Annotated in this window: 16 protein-coding genes; 9 read left to right on the top strand and 7 right to left on the bottom strand. The window is 41.9% G+C overall.

What is annotated here, in order from left to right:
- Positions 1 to 51: 51 nt before the first annotated feature.
- Positions 52 to 1,002 (bottom strand): PKD domain-containing protein, encoded by a 951-nt coding sequence (locus BV214_RS03565; RefSeq protein WP_086476117.1) that lies wholly within the window; start codon positions 1,000 to 1,002, stop codon positions 52 to 54.
- A 555-nt stretch (positions 1,003 to 1,557) separates the two neighbouring features.
- Here BV214_RS03565 and BV214_RS03560 point away from each other — a divergent pair.
- The 8 genes from BV214_RS03560 (at position 1,558) to BV214_RS03525 (ending at position 11,710) form a co-directional block, all read left to right on the top strand.
- On the top strand, positions 1,558 to 2,934 hold the full coding sequence (locus BV214_RS03560; RefSeq protein WP_086476116.1) for a PhoPQ-activated pathogenicity-related family protein: 1,377 nt from the start codon (positions 1,558 to 1,560) through the stop codon (positions 2,932 to 2,934).
- Between the two features lie 102 nt (positions 2,935 to 3,036).
- Positions 3,037 to 4,062 carry a polysaccharide deacetylase family protein gene (locus tag BV214_RS03555; protein WP_086476115.1) on the top strand — a complete coding sequence of 342 codons (1,026 nt, stop codon included), beginning with the start codon at positions 3,037 to 3,039 and terminating at the stop codon, positions 4,060 to 4,062.
- 232 nt (positions 4,063 to 4,294) lie between these two features.
- Positions 4,295 to 5,179, top strand: a complete 885-nt coding sequence (locus tag BV214_RS03550) for a bile acid:sodium symporter family protein (protein WP_086476114.1) — start codon at positions 4,295 to 4,297, stop codon at positions 5,177 to 5,179.
- 11 nt (positions 5,180 to 5,190) lie between these two features.
- Positions 5,191 to 6,330, top strand: a complete 1,140-nt coding sequence (locus tag BV214_RS03545) for a sialidase family protein (protein ID WP_086476113.1) — start codon at positions 5,191 to 5,193, stop codon at positions 6,328 to 6,330.
- A gap of 6 nt (positions 6,331 to 6,336) precedes the next feature.
- Positions 6,337 to 7,737 carry a neutral/alkaline non-lysosomal ceramidase N-terminal domain-containing protein gene (locus BV214_RS03540; RefSeq protein ID WP_086476112.1) on the top strand — a complete coding sequence of 467 codons (1,401 nt, stop codon included), beginning with the start codon at positions 6,337 to 6,339 and terminating at the stop codon, positions 7,735 to 7,737.
- 12 nt (positions 7,738 to 7,749) lie between these two features.
- Positions 7,750 to 9,315 (top strand): hypothetical protein, encoded by a 1,566-nt coding sequence (locus tag BV214_RS03535; RefSeq protein ID WP_086476111.1) that lies wholly within the window; start codon positions 7,750 to 7,752, stop codon positions 9,313 to 9,315.
- Between the two features lie 266 nt (positions 9,316 to 9,581).
- Positions 9,582 to 10,196 (top strand): helix-turn-helix domain-containing protein, encoded by a 615-nt coding sequence (locus BV214_RS03530; protein WP_086476110.1) that lies wholly within the window; start codon positions 9,582 to 9,584, stop codon positions 10,194 to 10,196.
- A 131-nt stretch (positions 10,197 to 10,327) separates the two neighbouring features.
- The gene (locus tag BV214_RS03525) at positions 10,328 to 11,710 is read left to right on the top strand and encodes an exonuclease domain-containing protein (protein ID WP_086476109.1); all 1,383 of its coding nucleotides are present in this window, start codon (positions 10,328 to 10,330) and stop codon (positions 11,708 to 11,710) included.
- A 471-nt stretch (positions 11,711 to 12,181) separates the two neighbouring features.
- Here BV214_RS03525 and BV214_RS03520 read toward each other — a convergent pair whose 3' ends face one another.
- Both BV214_RS03520 and BV214_RS03515 read right to left on the bottom strand, forming a co-directional pair.
- Complete coding sequence (locus BV214_RS03520; protein ID WP_086476108.1) at positions 12,182 to 13,591, bottom strand: MBL fold metallo-hydrolase; 1,410 nt, start codon at positions 13,589 to 13,591, stop codon at positions 12,182 to 12,184.
- A 160-nt stretch (positions 13,592 to 13,751) separates the two neighbouring features.
- On the bottom strand, positions 13,752 to 15,479 hold the full coding sequence (locus tag BV214_RS03515; protein ID WP_086476107.1) for a SulP family inorganic anion transporter: 1,728 nt from the start codon (positions 15,477 to 15,479) through the stop codon (positions 13,752 to 13,754).
- Positions 15,480 to 15,829: 350 nt separating this feature from the next.
- Between BV214_RS03515 and BV214_RS03510 the strand changes: the two genes are divergently transcribed.
- Complete coding sequence (locus tag BV214_RS03510) at positions 15,830 to 16,705, top strand: 3-keto-disaccharide hydrolase (RefSeq protein WP_086476106.1); 876 nt, start codon at positions 15,830 to 15,832, stop codon at positions 16,703 to 16,705.
- A 101-nt stretch (positions 16,706 to 16,806) separates the two neighbouring features.
- On the opposite strand, the gene BV214_RS03505 is transcribed toward BV214_RS03510, so the two are convergent.
- From BV214_RS03505 to BV214_RS03490, 4 genes are read right to left on the bottom strand one after another with little or no spacing between them, the layout of a single operon-like run.
- Entirely contained in the window at positions 16,807 to 17,439 is a 633-nt protein-coding gene (locus BV214_RS03505) for a Crp/Fnr family transcriptional regulator (protein WP_086476105.1), read from the bottom strand.
- A gap of 11 nt (positions 17,440 to 17,450) precedes the next feature.
- A complete protein-coding gene (locus BV214_RS03500; protein WP_086476104.1) occupies positions 17,451 to 18,230 on the bottom strand; it encodes an aldose 1-epimerase in 780 nt (259 codons plus the stop codon).
- A gap of 6 nt (positions 18,231 to 18,236) precedes the next feature.
- Positions 18,237 to 19,535, bottom strand: a complete 1,299-nt coding sequence (locus tag BV214_RS03495; protein WP_086476103.1) for a M20/M25/M40 family metallo-hydrolase — start codon at positions 19,533 to 19,535, stop codon at positions 18,237 to 18,239.
- Between the two features lie 23 nt (positions 19,536 to 19,558).
- Positions 19,559 to 20,539, bottom strand: a complete 981-nt coding sequence (locus BV214_RS03490; RefSeq protein ID WP_086476102.1) for a PLP-dependent cysteine synthase family protein — start codon at positions 20,537 to 20,539, stop codon at positions 19,559 to 19,561.
- Positions 20,540 to 20,650 lie beyond the last annotated feature (111 nt).

Raw genomic sequence — 20,650 nt, 5'->3', positions numbered from 1 at the left:
TGCTTTGTGGTTGGTTAATTATTTCTGATCTTCCAAAATGGTCTAGGAAGATTAATTCACGACTTCGAAGGTGAGCACTAGTGCATGGGTGTTTACCCCAATGGCATCCGTGGAAGCCGCCATGAACATGACTACTCGCATTGAAGTATCCTTAATTTCCTGAACGATTACCTTCCGTTGAAAATCCATAAAGCCCAAAAACTCGGTTCCTGAAAAGTCTAGGGTGCTTACCCCATTAAAGGTTATAGTACCCTCCGGGCCATAAACGGAAGAAACGGTGAAGTCCTCTTTCTCCACATAGGTAAAAGTAGCCGTCTCATCTGGTGTATAGGCTCCGGTACACAATCCAAAACTTTGGTTAGAACTAGGATTTACAATACCCGCTCCACCCGTAGTAACAAATTGATAAACCAGACCACTAAAGGCAGCCCCATCGGCTTTTACATCATGGCCGTAACTACCGTCAAAATGAAATGTATATTCGTCCTCATATACTTCTCCAAGCCCCAATCCGGCTCCCATTATTCCTGCTGGCAATGGTTTTGGCGCTCCAGGAAATGGTGACAAGGTAGCATCTGCATTGGCAAAATAGTCCGAATCTGAATGGCTACTTGCCAATTTCCAGGTCTTCCCATTCTCGGCCGTTGGTCCGCCCGTAAGCAAAATATAGGGGGTTAAATCCACCGCCAAACGAATTTCCTTGTTTACCGTACTTCCATCGGCACCGGTAGCAGTTAGGGTAGCGGAGTAGTATCCTCCCGAGGCATAGGTATGTACGGGATTTTTATCGGTACTGGTATTGCCATCTCCAAAATCCCACATCCAAGAAACAGCACTGTTGGTCAAGCCCTGAAATGCTACCTTTTTCCCCTTAACACTGTGAAAGATATCTGCGGTAAGCGGTAAACTTTCCCTATCCGAATCGTCCGAGCTACAAGAAAACAACGTCAGCATAAGGGAAGAGAGCATTCCAATTAATACTCGTGTGTATTTTTTTTTCATAGGTAGATATTTATTGTTTTTTAACGGACGTATGTAATGCGCAGATCTTAATTCGTAGTTGCGAACAGTTTTCGATAGTGCTCATTTCATAGGTCGGCCTTTTAATTAAATATTTGGTTGGTTTATATTTAGTCCTACGCTTGGAGCCCTTTAAGCCCCACATGTCAAATCCCCAAAAAACAATCCCTTAAATAGGTTATCCTCAAATATATACTTAATTTTTTCGGTATAATTCAGCTATTTTATTAATTGTGCATTAAATATTAACCCTCGATTTAAATATTTAAATATAATTTTACCAAAAAGGGCAATATTCTAATTGTGAAACCTTATTTCAAGATATCACATTTTAGGCCTATATTGTTAAGGAATAGCATAATACAAACGATGCAGCTTAATAAGAACGCTTGCAAAAATTAACTGGCTGGGTTTAGCAACCACAGGGCAGTACTAGAAAATTTCAGCTTATTCTATGGCGTGCTGTAAGGCAGCTATCACGGCATTCCAATACCAAATAGATAGCGTAGGAAAAACACATAACTTATAAATACCACCATGAAAAAACACCTTCTTTTATTGCTCTTTATGGCCCTCATCATGGCCTGCAAAGACCATCCAAAAAATCTGGCAGAAAACAAGGTAATAAATGATCCTATAACTCCGGAAACTGCATTAAAAAGCTATTTACACAATAACGACTCCCATTATTCCTGGGAGTTACGTGACAGCTACCAGTTAGGGGAATCTTCCGTATATGAGCTATTACTCACATCCCAAAAATGGCGCGATTTTATTTGGACCCATCAGCTCACTTTATTGGTACCATCAAAGGTAGACCATGATGGGGCATTATTATTCGTTACCGGAGGAAGCGTTAAGGACGGACTCCCCAAGTGGTCTTCTAACAAGGAGGATAGCAAGACACAAAACTTTAAAAAGATCGCAGAAGAGAATAATGCAATGGTTGCCATCTTAAAACAAGTTCCCAATCAGCCCTTATACGATGGCTTGGTAGAAGATCAACTAATCTCTTTCACCCTGCACAACTACAAAAAGGACAAAGATCTTACTTGGCCACTACTATTCCCTATGGTAAAGAGTGCCGTAAGCGCTATGGATGCCGTGCAGGAATTTAGTAAGGCAGAGTTAGAACGGGACATTAACAGATTTATCGTTTCCGGTGCTTCCAAAAGAGGATGGACCACCTGGTTAACAGGCGCACATGACAAGCGGGTACAGGCTATAGCGCCCATGGTTATAGATGTGCTTAATATGCCCGTTAGCCTAGATTATCACCTGGTGGTTTGGAAGGAGTACAGTGAACAGATTAACGATTATATACAATTGGAGATTCCCCAAACTGTACGTTCCGAGGATGGTAATGCCATTACTCAAATGGTAGATCCCTATTCCTACAAAGATCAACTGAGCATGCCCAAATTGATCTTTATAGGCACCAATGACGAATATTGGCCTGTAGATGCGGTTAAAAATTACATCAATGATATTCCTGGTGAAAACTACCTTCATTATGTTCCCAATGCGGGCCATGATTTAGGGGGCGGGACACAAGCTTTTAGGGCATTAAGTGCTTTCTGGGGAAAGCTATTGAACGATAAACCGCTAACCCAATTATCCTATAATATTACCTCCAGCAAAGAATCGGCAACCTTAACTGTAAGCACTGCAACAGAAAATTTACACAACGCTTATTTATGGTCTGCAGATTCCGACGATCGGGATTTTAGGGATGAGGAATGGACGCCTTTAAAAATTGATATAACGGATCCTAAGAATATTTATCACCTTATCCAATTTCCTGAGAAAGGATATAAGGCGTTTTATATGGATTTAGAGTATAAAGATCTCCACGGGGATTTATATACCAAAAGTACTAGGATGTATGTAGCGGATACCAATGAAGTTCTATAGGATTTAGTACGCCAGCCATAGATACCTGGACCGCGTTAATAAATGGCCACTTTAAGGGATAAAAAACCAATCAACACCAATTAAAACCAACCAACCTGTATTATGAAAAACTTACGTTTACCTAGGGTACTACTACTCCTATTCTTTTGGGCATTTTTACTGGGATGCGGAGAAAAGAAAAACACCAAACAAGCAGTCTCCGAAACCTTGGAGACCGAGGAACAACAGTTGGAAACCAACAAAAATTGGGCAGAAAAATTAGGTTGGCCAGCAGGAAAGAAAGTCATAATGCTACATGCCGATGATATTGGTATGTGCCCAGAAGCCAATATTGCAGCTAAAGCTCAACTAAACAGTGGCCAAATACAATCGGCCGCAGTAATGGTCCCCTGTCCTAATGCCGAGGAGTTTATAAACTGGGCTATAGAAAACCCAGAAATGGATATTGGGCTGCACCTTACCCTTACCAGCGAATGGAAGGAGCACCGTTGGGGTCCTATTACCAATCCCGAAGCAGTCCCAGGCTTATTGGATCCCCATTCCAAATTATGGCGTAGCGTAGCCCAAGTAGTTCAACATGCGACCGCTGAGGAAGTGGAAAAAGAGATTCGCGCTCAAATAGAACAATCCTTGGCTTGGGGACATACCCCAGATCATATAGACACCCACATGGGTACCCTATATGCAGATCCCAGTTATGTGAAAGTCTTTATTAAGGTGGCAGAGGAATATGGCATACCAGCCAATATAATTGATATCTCTAACCCAGAGGTATTAGCCATCTTTAGGGAGCAAGGCTATCCTTTAGACGAGGTTGTTGTGGAAATGATTGCAGACTACAGCCTTCCTAAACTAGACTTTTTCACCAGTGCACCTAAGGCCAAGTCTTACCAAGAAAAAGTGGAAAACTTTAAGGCGCTGATATCGGGCTTGAAACCTGGCCTTACAGAAATTATCTTTCATCCTTCGGTGGAAACGGAAAATCTAAAGGGTATTACCAATTCCTGGCAAGAAAGGGTGTGGGAGGCCAAAATGTTTGGAGACCCAGACCTCATAAATTTCCTGGAAGAAGAAGAGGTGATTTTCACGAACTGGAAGGAAATAATGAAACGGTTTAAAGAGCTATAGTATTGAGATAGACCATAAGCTTAAGGGGAATTGTATTGCCATATATCGACTATCCTAGACCCTGATGTAAATTGAAGTAAAGCCTATAGCACGACTAAAAGGCAGTCAATATTTGATGCATTTCGCACAATATTTACGAAGCAATTCTACCTTTAAAAAGGTTTATTTGGAAAAGTGGATGTTATGCCATCATGAAAATAATAATCAATAATTAAGATTGTAACAATTAGTTATGAATACTACTTCTGGAATTATTCTCGCCATTTCACTTATTATTATCATGTTTGGGATGGGACTATCCCTAAGTCTTTCAGATTTTAAAAGAGTATTGGTATATCCCAAGGCAATGATTATAGGGCTCTGCTGCCAAATTATATTATTGCCTTTGCTAGGCTACCTCATCACCCTCTATTTAAATCTGTCCCCTACTACAGCCATTGGCGTAATGTTATTGGCGGCTTGTCCAGGCGGCCCCACTTCCAATATGTTGTCTTATTTAGCCAAAGGAGACCTAGCCCTATCGGTGTCCCTAACGGCGGTTTCTAGCATGCTCACCATACTTACCATCCCGCTTATTGTTCAATTTGCTTTAGTGGAATTTGCCAACCAAAGTGTAGCGGTTTCCGTAGATGCGTTTACCATGGTATTGCAGTTATTGGTCATCGTAATTATCCCCGTAGGAATTGGCATGTGGGTAAAGGGAAAGTTTCCCTCCTTCGCCCAAAAGATGGAAAAACCCGTAAAAATTGCATCGGCCATTATTTTTATATTGGTAGTTGTTGGCGTCACCTTAAGTATTAAAGATGTTTTTATGAGCTACTTAAAAGAAGCGGGGCTACCCGCCATTCTACTAAATATCAGCACCATGACCCTAGGCTTTCTTTTTGCATTGGCCTTTAAATTATCACGGCCGCAGGCGATTAGTATCTCCATAGAGACTGGGATACAAAACGGAACCCTAGCGATAACGCTCGCCACCATAGCACTGAATAATGCCGAATACTCCATAGTCCCGGCTATCTACGGACTACTAATGTTTGTAACCGCTACGGTTATTATATTCTTAAGAAAACCTCTTGGGGTAAAAGACCAACCAAGTTTGGATAAACAAACCTAACCTTTACGAAAATGACTCAAAAAAATTACCACGCTTTTGTGAGCTTCCTTCAATTTAAAAAGCCCTCTTTTTTAGGATCCCTATTCCTTTTTTCTACCCTACTCCTTGTATCTTGTAAAGAAAAAATGGAAAAATTACCGCAAGTTATTCCCTTGGAGCATCCTGCTATTGTGGAGCAGGAGTTTGTTTACGAATTAGAGAAGGCACTTACTCCAGAATGCCACGCCTCTACCGTAGCGATAAGCAATGGTACTGTGGTTGCCTCTTGGTTTGGAGGCACCAAGGAAAAAAACGACGATGTTGGGATTTGGGTATCGCGAAAAACAGGCCAATCTTGGTCTTCTCCCGTAGAAGTGGCCAACGGGGTGCAACCCGATGGCTCAAGATTTCCTTGCTGGAATCCGGTTTTGTTTAAGCCTAAAGGACAACCCTTGATGCTGTTTTACAAGGTTGGTCCAGACCCAAAATCTTGGTGGGGACTCTATATGACCTCAACGGACAATGGACAAACATGGTCTACCCCCGTTAAACTCCCAGATGGCGTGTTGGGACCTATTAAAAATCAGCCTATACAACTGGCCAATGGAACTATAATATCCCCTTCCAGTACGGAAAGTGATACCGATGGATGGCAGATACATTTGGAACATAGTAGTGATGGCGGCAAAACTTGGAACCGTACGGAATCCTTGAATGATGGGGAAGAGTTTGGAGCCATACAACCCACAGTATTAAATTACGGTGATGGAAAACTACAATTATTGAGTCGCACTAAAAATAGTGTTGTTTCCCAAAACTGGTCTGAGGACTACGGTAAGACTTGGGACAAAATGACGGCCACGGAATTACCCAATCCAAACTCGGGCATAGATGGGGTAAGCCTACAGGATGGTCGTCAATTGATAGTGTACAACCCCACTGGAAAAAACTGGGGAGACCGGGTTCCTTTAAGTTTAGCCCTATCTACCGATGGTAAGCACTGGGACCGGGTACTGGATTTGGAACCACTACGCAAAAACACTGATAAGGAAGGCGAAGAGTACTCCTACCCTACCATGATACAAGCCGAAGATGGTATGGTTCATATTGTGTATACCTGGAACAGGAAGACGGTAAAGTATATAAAATTAGATCCCAGTAAACTGAAATAACGCTTGATGAGAAAATGGGGAAAGGTATTGCTAAAACTATTGGTGGGCCTACTGTTATTACTGGGGCTGAGTTTCTATTTCGCCACTACTACCGTAGATTCCACGTCCTATTTTGAAACAACCTATTACCAGAACACCATTGGTAAGCTAGAATTGGCGGCAAAGAACAGGACCGATGCCCAAGGCCCCCTTTTTGCCGGATTTGCAAAAGTGAATATTACCCCCACAATAGTGGAGGGAAACCCCAATCCGAAACAAGGTATATTCAGCGGAATAAAACTGGCCGGATATGGGGACGGAAAAATTGCCAAGGGGGTGCACGACTCTATTTATGCAAAGGCCATTGCTTTAGAGGTGGGACAGAAAGGGGTGGTGTTAATCAGTGCCGACCTACTCCTTATGCCAGAGCCCATAGTCATGGCAGTTTCGGAAAAATTAAAGAATGTAATTACTCGGGATCAATTATTTTTTGGGGCAACGCATACGCATTCCAGCATAGGGAACTGCCTTCCCAGTTACGTTGGGGAAAGTTTTGGAGGAGAATACAACCCAGAAATGGTAAGCTGGTTGAGTGATAAATTGGTATTACTCATAAAAAAGGCTCTTGCAGACAAGGAGCCCAGCAAATTCTCATCGGGCTACATTAAGGTTCCCAATTTAGTGAGAAATAGGATCATCGGGGAACCGGGGCGAGTAAATGATAGGTTAGAGGTGCTATCCTTTATACAGGACACTGGAAAAAAGGCAACTATTGGGATCTATGCCGCCCATGCCACGGTGATAAGTCCCATTAACGATGCTTTTAGCGGGGATTATCCCGGGTATTTTCAGCGGCATTTGGAAGCGAAAGGAACAGATCTGGCGCTTTTCTTTGCTGGTACCGTAGGTAGCCACTCTAACAAAGGGGAAGGTGAAAAGTTTGAGAAAGCAAGATTTATTGGGGAAACCCTGGCCGATTCCGCACAAGTAGTCCTCCGTAGATTGGAATACGATTCTCAGGTGCACCTATCCGCTATCAGCACAGAACTGGAAATTCCGAAACTACAATTCTTTAAGATTACGGATCGCTTGCGATTAGCCCCCTTTCTAGGGAGAAAATTAATGCCCAACATAGCGACTATCCCCCTGCAGGGACTACAATTAAACCACCTTGTTTGGATTACGCTACCCTACGAATTAAGCGGGGAATACGGTTTAGATCTTATAAATGCTATGGAAGTAGCCGGTCATCACATGGTATTGAGCAGTTTTAACGGACAGTATTTAGGGTATATCACACCGGCAAAATACTACTATTACGATTCCTACGAATCGGGCCTCATGGGATGGTACGGTCCCAGCATGGGAGACTATCTAATGGAAGTCAATTTTAAAATGGCCAATACCCTTATCCATTCCAAATTATAAAAACGCAGTATCATGAAGGTTTTGAAAAGAATATTGAAATCTTTGGGGATAGCACTACTTCTACTCCTAGTTATTGCAGCTTCTATTTCGCTTTATAATTGGCGGGACCGTCACCCGGATTATTCCATAGATATAAAAATAGCAAACAGCACCCCCCAACGCCTTAAGGCAGGATTTGCAAAAAGACCCATAACCCCTACAATTGTAGATACGTGGAACGATGCCAATGGCAATAACAAATACCATAAGAAGGAGGGGGACACCTATAATGACAACAATAATAATGGAAAATTTGATGCTTATTGGATAGCAGGTATGAGCAATGCCAAACCCGCACAGGGGATCCATGACGACGTTTGGTCTAGGGTACTAGTTATTGAGGATAACAATACAAGAATTGCCCTAGTTTCCTTGGATGCCATAGGCTTTTTACACGGCGATGTGGTGGATATTCGAAAGCGTCTTCCCAAGGAATTAGGAATAGACTACACCTTAATCGCATCTACCCATACCCATGAAAGCAACGACCTAATTGGGATTTGGGGAGAAAACATTTTCAAATCCGGGGTAAATCCTGAAATGTTGGAATACGTTAAAACCCAGACCGTGGCTGCCATCACCGAAGCAGTGGGCAAACTTCGCAGGGCCAAGTTGGTATTTGCGGAAGACCTTTCCGGGGCCGATGGAAAGTTTATGAAGGACACTAGAGAACCCATTGTAAAGGCCACGGGAATTCACTTAATGCAAGTGTTAGATGCCGAAAACGATACCACCATGGGCACCCTGATAAATTGGGCCAACCATCCAGAAACACTTTGGTCCCAGAACCTCTTGATAAGCTCAGATTTCCCCCATTTTATAAGAGAAGCCTTAGAGAATGGGGTGTATCATAAGGGTCAATTAATGGAGGAAGGTTTGGGCGGATTGGCCATATACTTCTCGGGTGCCCTAGGCGGACTCATGGCGCCGCACCCTTCCCTACCTATTCCTGATCCCTATACTGGGGAAGAATATTTGGAACCCACCTTTAAAAAGACAAAGGCATTGGGAGATCAAATAGCCCTCCTCTCCTTAGCCGCACTAAAACAAAAGGGAGACACCATAACGGAGAGCTACCTATCAATAAGGGCAAAGACCCTGTCAGTTCCTGTGGAGAATAACACCTTTAAACTTGCCAGCGCTATTGGCCTTATAGATATGGGAATGCCTAAATACTTTAAAACTAGAACCGAAGTTGGGGCCATAAGAATAGGTCCCAGCCTCTGGCTAAGTATACCCGGGGAAATATATCCAGAGATTGTATATGGAGGCATTGAAGCGCCGGCAGGTAGGGATTTTGATATTCAACCTCAAGAAATTCCCCCTTTAAAAGATTTTATTAAGACCCCCTACCAATTTTACCTAGGACTCTCCAATGACGAGATTGGATATATTATTCCAAAAAGCCAGTGGGACGTAAAGAAACCCTATCTCTATAATGACGAAAGGGCCACTTATGGGGAAAGCAATTCCCTGGGTCCAGAAACAGCTCCCATAATTTATAAAGCCTTAAGGGAAGTGATTCAGGAGTTGAATTAACACTACCGATTAGGCTCTTTTTGAAAACCAATGTTAGTCCCACTGACGGATAACTTTCTCTTCCAAAAGCATATCATATCGAATTAACAGTAGGTTTACATTTACATAAATCAGAGGATCAATAGCCTATCCAATCATATACAAAACATGATGAATCATAGGAAAAACAAGGTTCGGACACTAATGACGCAAGAATGACATAGTAAAGACACTACTAATTTGAGTAAACCAATATATATTTACTTCAAATTGAGAAACCCATTAAAATGAACAATTTGAATTTAGGACAAAGAGTAAAAGACTTAAGAATTAAAAAAGAAATGTCCCAAGAAGCTTTGGCAGAAGAATCTGGCTTAAGCTTAAGAACAATCCAGAGAATTGAAAACAATGAGACGACGCCTAGAGGAGATACGCTAAAAAAGTTAGCGATTGCTTTAGAAACTTCGCCCGATGATCTCGTGGACTGGAAAATACAGGAAGATCAAAACTATTTGATAATCATGAGCCTTTCTGCACTTGGATTTTTATTTTTTCCAGTACTGGGAATTATCATTCCATTAATCCTGTGGATTTTCAAAAAAGACAAATTGAAACATGTAAATGAATTGGGGAAGTCCATGTTGAACTTTCAAATTTCATGGACTCTTTTGTTATTCCTGTATTACATAGCCGTATTTATATTCCTATTCCCAGCATCTAGACAAATTTTAGCAAGTATACTTCCCAACTTCGGCCCATTTTCCCCGTTTGGAGTGCTTACAATGCTTTTCCCTCCTTTACTTCTATATGCATATAATATCATTATCACCATATACAATACCATAAGAATTTATAAAAAGAAACCAGTTAAATACGGACCGGCCTTAGCTGTTTTAAGATAATTAAAACGAAAATATAAATTTGAAAATCTGGAATAGCGTAAAGCAACCAAAACTGAATAATTAACCAACACCCCAATTATCTGATCATTTTCCCATAACTTTATTGTCCTCCAAAAATTGGAACATAGTAGATGTACAGTATTATAGATATAGAAACCACTGGGAATGGTATTAAGGGCAATAAGATTACCGAAATCTCCATCTTCAATTTTGATGGAAGGGAGATTGTGGACGAGTTTACTTCCTTGGTAAATCCGGAATGCGAGATCCCCTACTTTATTACCGGCCTAACTGGGATAGACGACACTATGGTTAGGGATGCTCCCAAATGGAAAGAGATAGCCCACCTGGTTTTGGAAATGACCCAAGACACCATCTTTGTGGCCCACAGTGTCAATTTTGACTATAACGTAATAAAAAATGAATTTAGCAATATAGGAATTACCTATTCCCGGAAAAAACTCTGTACGGTGCGTCTTTCCCGAAAGTTGATACCCGGATTCAATTCTTATAGCTTGGGAAAATTATGTTCGGCCCTGAACATTCCCCTAACAGATCGGCACCGCGCTAGAGGGGATGCCCATGCCACGGTGTTATTGTTTAAGAAACTAATAGCTATTGAAGGGGCCGCTTCCGTTTTTAAAACCTTTCTAAATGCGCGGTCACAGGAAGGCACCCTCCCGCCAGACCTTCCAAAGGAAGCCTTTGAAAAACTTCCCAATGCTGCGGGGGTTTATTACTTTAAGGATCAAAAAGGAAGTATTATATACGTAGGAAAGGCCATTGATATTAAGAAGCGGGTATTGGGACACTTTTACAACAAATCTAATAAGGAAGTCAGGCTCTGCAAGGCAACCCACGATATAGACTACGAACTTTCGGGTAGTGAGCTAGTGGCCTTGTTAATGGAATCTGAGGCCATCAAAAAACATTACCCCCAGTTTAACTCCAGTCAAAAACGGATTTCAAAAGAAGTTGCCGTTTTCTCTTATGAGGATAGAAATGGTATCCTCCACCTGGCCTACAATAATTTAAAACATGTTTCCAATCCTATTGCCACCTTTAGCACCATTGCCGATTGCAGGTCTTTTTTGGAGGAAATATGCCAGGGTCATGAACTATGTCCCAAATTTTGCCACCTTCAGGAAAACGCTGAAAGTTGTTCGCATTACAGTATTCGGAATTGTCGGGGGATTTGCCGGGGAAAGGAAGCTATAGTTACTTATAACGACAGGGTTAAGAGTGCCATTAAAGCGGAGAAAGAAAAAAACAAGAATATTATCATACCCGAAAAAGGGAGAACCCCCAACGAAAGAGCTTTTGTTTTACTTGCGGAAGGGCAGTATAAAGGGTATGGATTTATAGAAAAAACGGAACCTATCCAGGGTTTGGATGATTTGGAAAACTTTTTGGAACGGAAACGGGAAAATGTGGATACCAAAAGAATCATTAACTGGTACCTTAGGAAATTCCCTCATAGAAGCATCCCGCTTTCCCATCCTACCACACCGTGATTATACCAACTGGCTTCATAGGACCACTGGGTCAATGTCCAGAAATTATTTCTTTTTACCGCTATATAAAAAAACAAGTACAACACCCACTAATGCTACGCAAACCACGCCAAAGATGGCGATCATTACCATACCGTTATTCCAATTGACTAAGGGTAGAAATTTCATCATGCTCTCTATTGTTACAATTTATAAAATGCTAAAATAGGAGCAGGCAGTTTCTAAAATCATGATTAATGTCAGTATCCTGAAATAATATATCATGTCTATATAATTTCCTAACATCAGTAACTAATTCCCTAGATAATACCGTTGTATTGGCAAACATTTATGGGTTGGAAAAATTATGATTAAACTAAAACGTCCACACAAAGCACTCCCAGATTAAACAAGGATGCCCAATAATTTAGGTTGAACTACCTAATTACCGGGCATCATCTATTTATAAGTTAATTGCTTGTGAATTCCTATTTAGAGCGTGGTAGGACACACATAATCCGTAACGGGTATATCCGTCTTTTTTATGGCACCAAATCCACCTGCTACATCTATAAGATTGTGGATCCCCCTACTCTTGAGGATGGATGCCGCTATGACAGACCTATACCCACCAGCACAGTGAACATAGAAAGGCTCCTCTTTTGGAAATTCCGTCAAATATTTATTGATGTAATCCAAGGGGGTGTTATGGGCATCCACCACATGCTCCGATAGGAATTCGGTTTCTTTTCTAACATCAAAGACAGGAGCTTCTTTTTCGGCCAACGCGGTTTCCAACTCCTTGGCTGGGACGGAACTAATGGTATCGTATTCCTTGCCCGCGTCTTTCCATGCTTGGAAGCTTCCCTCCAAATATCCGATAGTGGCATCAAAACCAACCCTAGATAAGCGTATAATGGCCTCTTCTTCCCTTCCTTTTTCGGTTACCAACAAAATTGGCTGTTTCACATCGGCTATCAATGCCCCCACCCAAGGTGCAAATCCGCCATCCAGGCCAATAAAAATAGACCTTGGAATATGTCCTTTTACAAAATCGCTCTGATGACGTACGTCCAAGATCACGGCATTAGTGGCATTGGCTGCTTCCTCAAACTGCTCGGGAGATAATGCAGTGGTTCCTTTTTTTAGGATTTCACCAATATCTGCATATCCCTCCTTGTTCATCTTCACATTTAATGGAAAATACTTTGGAGGTGGAAGTAGTCCGTCTGTAACCTCCTTAATAAACTCTTCCTTGCTCATGTCTGCTCTTAGGGCATAGTTCATCTTTTTCTGGTTACCTAGGGTGTCTACCGTTTCCTTCATCATATTCTTACCACATGCAGAACCTGCCCCATGTGCGGGATAAACGATTACCTCATCGTTAAGAGGCATTATTTTTTCCCTCAGACTATCGTACAAAATACCTGCAAGATCTTCTTGCGTCATATCTGCCGCCTTTTGTGCCAAATCTGGTCTTCCTACATCCCCTAAGAATAAGGTATCCCCGGAAAATATAGCATGGTCCTTACCATCCTTATCCCTTAAGAGATAGGTAGTACTTTCCATGGTATGGCCTGGGGTATGCAGCACCTTTATGGTAAGCTCCCCCAAAGAGAATTCCTGCCCATCCTCAGCTATTATAGCCTCATAGGAAGGGTTGGCCATGGGACCATAAACGATGGGGGCCCCGGTTTCTTTGGATAGGGTAAGGTGTCCACTAACAAAATCGGCATGAAAATGGGTCTCAAAAATATATTTCACCTTGGCATTATCTTCTTTCACCCTGTTTAGATAGGGTTCTACCTCCCGAAGCGGATCAATGATAGCCACCTCTCCTTTACTTTCTATATAGTAAGCGCCCTGCGCCAAACATCCCGTATATATTTGCTCAATTTTCATCACACTCAATTTTATTACTTAATTAAAATATATTAAGGCCTACTTGCCCAATCCCATCCATACAAGCAGCACCTTCTAATTATGGTAGACAATTGCTTGCCACAATGATAACTGCCCCATATCCTAGCAAAAATAATAGATTTCTTTCACTTGCAGCCCTCTATTGATGGCCTAGGTTTTGGAAGGCCACCTTTTCCCTTAGGGCAGGAATGGCTTGGGGATCATCAAAATGATCTACGGCTTCTTTTATCCTCACAAAAAGGTAGGCTTTATCCAAGGAATCTACAATTTCACTATTAAAAATAATATCCCTTGTAGGCCCTATGGCCCCGGCAATATAGAATTGAATATTCATCTTATGGATTTCGCCGATCAGTTGCACCAGCATATTGGAGGCAGTTGCATCTATATAATTTATGGCTTCCGCATTTAGGATTACCGCTTTCAACTTAGGCCTTCTCACGTCAATAAATTTCAACATTTTCCTTTTAAAGTAGGAAGAGTTCCCAAAGTATAGTTGGGAGTCGAACCTAACAATCAATATATCCTCACGGACCTCCACTTCTTCCCCAAATCGGTCCACATTTCTATAGTAGTCCGAATTTCTAATTTTGCCCAAAACTGCAAAATGGGGCTTGGAAGATCGGTACACCATCAGCAATAATGCCAATAGGATCCCCATAAGTATTCCACTAACAATACCTACAAACAGCGTTACCAAAAAGGTGAGCGCCAATACAGAGAACTCGTCTTTATGCTGATTCCACAAATATTTGGGGTAGGATAGGTTAATAAGCCCAAATACCGAAACCATAATAATGGAGGCCAATGCCGCATTGGGCAGATAATAGAACAAGGGTGTTAAGAACAGGAGGGTAAGCACTACCATGGAGACACTAATTACCGAAGCGATAGTACTTTTCGCTCCCGCAACAAAATTAATGGCAGACCTAGAAAAGCTGGAGGTAACAGGATAGGCCTGAAAAAAGGACCCAATCATATTAGCACTCCCTAAGGCTACCAATTCTTGGTTAGGATCTATGGTTTCTTCCTTATTTTTTTCTTCAAATGCCTTGCCTATAGAAATGGCCTCCAGGTATCCCAAAAACGCTAAGGTTAATGCAATGGGCCATATCTGTGAAATCTTTTCCCAACTGATGTTGTGCATTTGAAAACTAGGGAGTCCGGCTGGCACTTCGCCCACCACTTTCACATGCTTTGCTTCCAGATCAAATAAATATACTACCAAGGTACTGAGCACCACTACCAGCAGGATAGCGGGAAACCGTTTAAACCATTTTTTAAAAAAGCTAATAATAAGAATCCCCGTAAGGCCTATTGCAAAATCGTAGAAATTAATGTTGCCCAAATTTTGCACGGCATTAACCACGAGTAGGTGAAATTTATTGTTATTGGCTATATCGGCACCCAGTAAATGTTTTAGTTGACTAAAAATAATGATTAGGGCTGCGGCGGAGGTAAAGCCACTTATTACGGGCTTGGACATAAAATTCACCAGAAATCCCATCCGCAGTAGCCCCAAGGAAAATTGAAAGAGTCCCACCATAAAGGATAGGAACAATGCCATGACAATATAATTTTCCAAGCCTGTAATGGCCAGGGTCCCCAATCCCGCAGCAACAAGAAGCGAATCCATTGCCACTGGTCCAACAGCTATTTGCCTAGAGGTCCCCATAACGGCATAGACCAGTACGGGAAACAAGGAAGCATACAGTCCGTATACGGGCGGTAATCCTGCAATCATGGCATAGGCCATCCCCTGTGGAACAAGGATTATCCCTACTGTGAGTCCGGCCACTATATCTTTCCTAAAATAGGATTTCTTATACTTTGGCAGCCAATCCAAGAAAGGGAAGAATTTTCTCATTTGACAAAATTAGTATTAAATACTTAAACGGAATGTAGCAATAGGCCCACAATTCTAATACAGCCAGATAATCTTACCACAATCTTTCTATAAAAATAACACCATTTTATTGGATAAGATGCTAGCCTTGGAATCTATTGGTATTAATTTCCTAGTCCCAATAAATTTTGATTCAGGAAAGAGGTTGATCCTAGCGTGCAGCAGTTAATGACCTTTCCTTATCTACCCCACCGTTTTGATAACAACTAGCCCAACTACCTAAGCTATCTCCTACGGTACCTAGGTATAATCACAGTATGTTTGACTAAAAACCCTATCTTGCGGCCGTGAATTTTGAAAAACCATTAAAGATGCGAAATTACCCTATAGTTATTCTGAGCTGTTTATTAGGCTTTGTATTTACCCAGTGCAGTACCGTTAAATCCGTTTCCCAGCAAAAGGACGATGGCTGGGTCCAAATGTTCAACGGAGAGGATTTGGAAGATTGGACCCCAAAAATCCATCATTACGAGGCAGGTGATAATTATGGGGATACCTTTAGGGTAGAAGACGGTATTATAAAAGTGCGCTACGACAAATACGAGGGGGATTTTAATGAGCGTTACGGGCATCTTTTTTACAACACTCCCTATTCCTATTACCATTTAGTGGTAGAATATAGGTTTGTGGGCGAACTCCATCCTGGGGCACCCGGCTATACCATAAAGAATAGTGGGGTTATGTTCCATTCTCAGGATCCTAACACCATTTTAAAGGAGCAAGACTGGCCCATTTCTGTAGAACTGCAGTTTTTGGCCGGTTTAGAAGAAGGTAAATCGCGCCCCACCGGAAACATGTGTTCTCCTGGTACCAACGTGGTTTATGAGGGAAAAATTGACCCACGTCACTGTATAAATTCCACTTCTAAAACCTATTATGGCGATCAATGGGTCCGTGCAGAGGCCATTGTACTAGGAAGTTCCTTAGTTACCCATATTGTTAATGGGGAGAAAGTATTAGAATATACCAATCCGCAGATTGGAGGTGGGGTAGCCAATAGGTACGACCCGGCCATTAAAATTGACGGAAAGCTTTTAAAAGAAGGGTTTATTGGCCTACAATCTGAAGGCCAGCCTATAGATTTCAGATTAGTTTCCATAAAAAACCTAAAAGGTTGTATGGATCCAAAAGCAAAAAATTATAAGGATTATTACATAGAACCCGCTCCGGAGGCGTGTACCTATTAACCTCCTCGGTTATATTTATTAAAAGCGCCTAGTGTTTTGGATAGTCCAAAGCAATAGGCGCTTTTAATTACAGTTACTCCGTACTGGGGATTGAATTGCAGTTATAGGTTCAGGATTTTTATATGATTGCGGTTTAGCTGAATATCTCCCTCTTGTTCCATCTTTTTTAGCAATCTGGATACCACCACCCGAGAAGTATGTAAGTCGTACGCAATTTCCTGATGGGTGGTATAAATAACATCATCCTGGGTTACTTTGGCCTTATCGCGCAGATGCTTTAGGAGTCGCTCATCCATTTTTAAAAATGCCAAGGAATCCACAGTTTCCATAAGCTCCATCATCCTGGAGTGGTAACTATCCAAGATAAAATGTTGCCAAGACTTATATTTCCCCATCCAGGATTCCATATATTCTACGGGGATCATCAAAAGTTCCGTGTCGGTTTCGGCCACTGCCCTAATTTCACTTTTCTTTCCCCCAAAACAACAAGAGAATGTCATGGCACAGGTATCACCACGTTCAATAAAGTAGAGTAACAGTTCATTGTGGTCATCATCTTCCCGCATCACCTTAACCGCACCTTGCAGCAGTAGAGGCATGGTTTGAACCACATCGCCGATATCCATCAACTTCTCCCCCTGCCCTATTTTCTTATAAATCCCTACATTTCTTATTTCCTCCAACAATTCCTCCTCAAAGAGATAGCTGTAATAACGTTCTAATGCATCCTTCATATTCCTTGACTTCAATTAGAGGGCTCCAACCTCACTAAAAATTTATTCTGACTGCTATTCAACTCCATAAAACCCGTATGCAATTGCGGCTGCTTTACATTATAGGGGTAGAAAGTAATAGGCTCTATACAAACCATGTTGGATACTTCCGTCCACAGCATAAAATGCCCAAATCCTTTGGTGTAGATGGTTAAGTTCTTTTCATCGGACAGGGTGATGGAGTTACAGTTTAGTACGGGGAGTGCCCTATTCCCTACTTCCAATATCTGCGCCAAGGAAATAGTTCTGTCTCCGGCGAGCACAACCGGTTCTGCAGTATGCAATTTAAAGGCAGGGTGATACCCCAACATAAATGGCATTCCCTCTTCCCCATTAATTTCAAATTGAATGTTTAATCCATCATCGTCCAGCGCAAAAGATTTTACAAATTGAAAGCTATAGGGCCAAGCCAAATATTCTTCGGTTGATTTATCTGGATATTTACTGTTTTTAACCAAGCTACCTGCCTCGTATTTTTTAATAAAACTGGCGCTATGTTCGGTTTGTTGCAGTAGTTCATAATCCATTTCACGAAGTAGACCGTGTTGATCTTGAACGGCCACTCCTTCTGGGGTCTGTACCCTAAAATTTGCTTCTTGGGTAGGCCCTATTAGAGGAAACATCTCGGTATCCGAACTTCTCCATCCTGGACTTCCTTTCTGGTGGATATATTCGTGACCATCTACCTTATACCCTACCAATTCTCCTGCTTCTATAGCAACTATTTTCCCGTCTTTTTTTAAACTTAGCATCTATATCTATTGTTGTATTAATCTATATATCATTACGGCAGTACGTTTTGTAAGTGCCTCTATGGTGTTTAAGTTTACCGTCTCCTGGGGGGTATGCGCCCCAGACCCCATGGTTCCCAATCCGTCTAAACAGGCTACATATTCTGCCACGAAGGAAGTATCTGCAGCGCCTCTTTTTCCTGGATCGTAAGCTTCCACCTCCCCTTGACCCAAAGCCAGGCTCACCTCATTTAATTGCGCCAACAATTGTAGGTTTCCTTCCGTGGGGACCATAGCGGGATAGCTATCGGTAAAGGTTAATTTAGCGGAAGTATGTGGCAGGTTCTCGGCTGCGATCTGCCTCATTTTCTCACGGGCATTTTCTTTTTGCTCTTCCGATATAAAGCGGAGCCCTCCTTTTGCAATGGCCGATTGTGCCACTACATTGCTTTTCCCAAAGGCTGTTCCACTCCCTGTCTTGGCATCGTATTCCAAAAAGGTCCCTCCCATCATGATACCAGGATTAAAGGTTAAAAACTCCTCACCTCTTACCTCATTATAAAATCCGTTTAGAATACGAGACATTTCAAAAATTGCACCCGCCCCTACCTTATCGCTAAAAATTCCGGAGGAGTGAGCGCGATTTCCGGTTACCTCCAACTCCCATCCAGAGGAACCCCTACGAGCTACCGTGGCATAGTTAAAACCTGTAGAGGTTTCAAATCCCAAGGCAATATCGCTACGTTTGGCAGCTTCAATCAAATCCTTCCTACTAATTTCCAAGGGTTTCCCAGTACTTTCCTCATCTCCGGTAAAGGCCACAATAATCTGGGCGTTGTCCAAAAGTCCTTGTTGATGTAGCGCCTTTAGGGCATACAAAATTATAACGTTGCCCCCCTTCATATCATTTCCCCCTGGGGCATGGGCAATACTATCATTTACCATGGTGAAAGTCTGAAAGGGACTGTCCTCCTCAAAAACTGTATCCAAATGTCCAATAAGCAACAATTTTTTTCCTTTATTCCCCGATGTTTCTGCAAATAAGTGTCCGGCTCTATTCATTTCTTCCGGCATAGAAATCCAGGAAGTCTTAAAATTTATATTATCAAAGGCGTCCCTGAATACCATTCCCACCTCTTTAACCCCTTCTTTATTTAGGGTACCACTATTGATGTTGACCACCTTTTTTAAAAAATCTATAGCTTCGGTATTATTGGACTCCACAGTGCGCACCAATTTTTTCTCTACTCGGGAGAGCTTTTGGGCATTTACCGAAAAACCTATAACACACATAAGTGCAAGGGCGAGCATTCCATTCCAAGTCATAATTAGTAGTATTTAGTGGTTAATTATTTCAAAAATCCTTTTTCACGCATCCATGTATCATTAAAGATCTTGCCAACATACCTGCTGCCATGGTCATGGAAGAGAACTACCACCACGTCTTTCTTGGTAAAGTGATGGGCCAATTGCAGGACTCCTTTTATGGCAGCCCCTGCAGAATTCCCTAGAAACATGGCTTCTTCCAATGCCAACCGCCGTGTGTAGAGGGCAGCATCCTTATCGGTAACCTTTGTGAATCCGTCAATAATATTAAAATGGACATTTTCCGGTAAAATATCCTCCCCTATCCCTTCCGTACTATAGGGATAAATCTCGTTGGGGTCAAAGATACCTGTTTCATGATATTTTTTATATACGGACCCATAGGTATCTACTCCCCAAACCTTGATTTCTGGATTTTTCTCCTTTAAATAGGTCCCTACGCCAGAAATAGTGCCTCCTGTTCCCACCCCTACCACAAAATGGGTAATCTTCCCCTCGGTCTGCTCCCATATTTCTGGACCTGTACTAAGATAATGTGCTTTGTAATTGGAGGGATTGTCATATTGATTTACGTACCAGGAATTGGGGGTTTCCGCTGCCAATCGTTTTGCGGTAGAATAATAACTTTTTGGATCTTCGGGAGCTACGTTGGTGGGACAAACGTGTACTTCACTGCCCAATGCCCTAAGAATATCCACTTTTTCCTTGGATTGCTTATCACTGATAACGCAGATCATTTTATAGCCTTTTATAATGGCCACCAAGGCTAGCCCCATTCCCGTATTTCCTGAGGTGCTCTCAATAATTGTCCCTCCTGGCTTCAGCAAACCCGAAGCTTCCGCATCCTCTATCATCTGCAGAGCCATACGGTCCTTTACCGAATTACCCGGATTAAAGGTTTCATTTTTTGCAAGCACTATGCAGGGCAAATTTCCCGTTATCCGGTTTAACTTAATTAAAGGGGTGTTGCCGATGGTTCCTAGTATATTCTCTGCGTATTTCATATACTATAAAGATAATAGATTATTAAAGGAACCACAATTAGCCCATACCAATCCATAGTAAAGGGAGAAGTTAAGGAAACACACATCCCGATATTCTTGGGATGAACACCT

Source organism: Arenibacter amylolyticus (assembly GCF_002150785.1).
Classification (GTDB): domain Bacteria; phylum Bacteroidota; class Bacteroidia; order Flavobacteriales; family Flavobacteriaceae; genus Arenibacter; species Arenibacter amylolyticus.
This window is presented reverse-complemented; position numbering and strand designations above follow the sequence as displayed.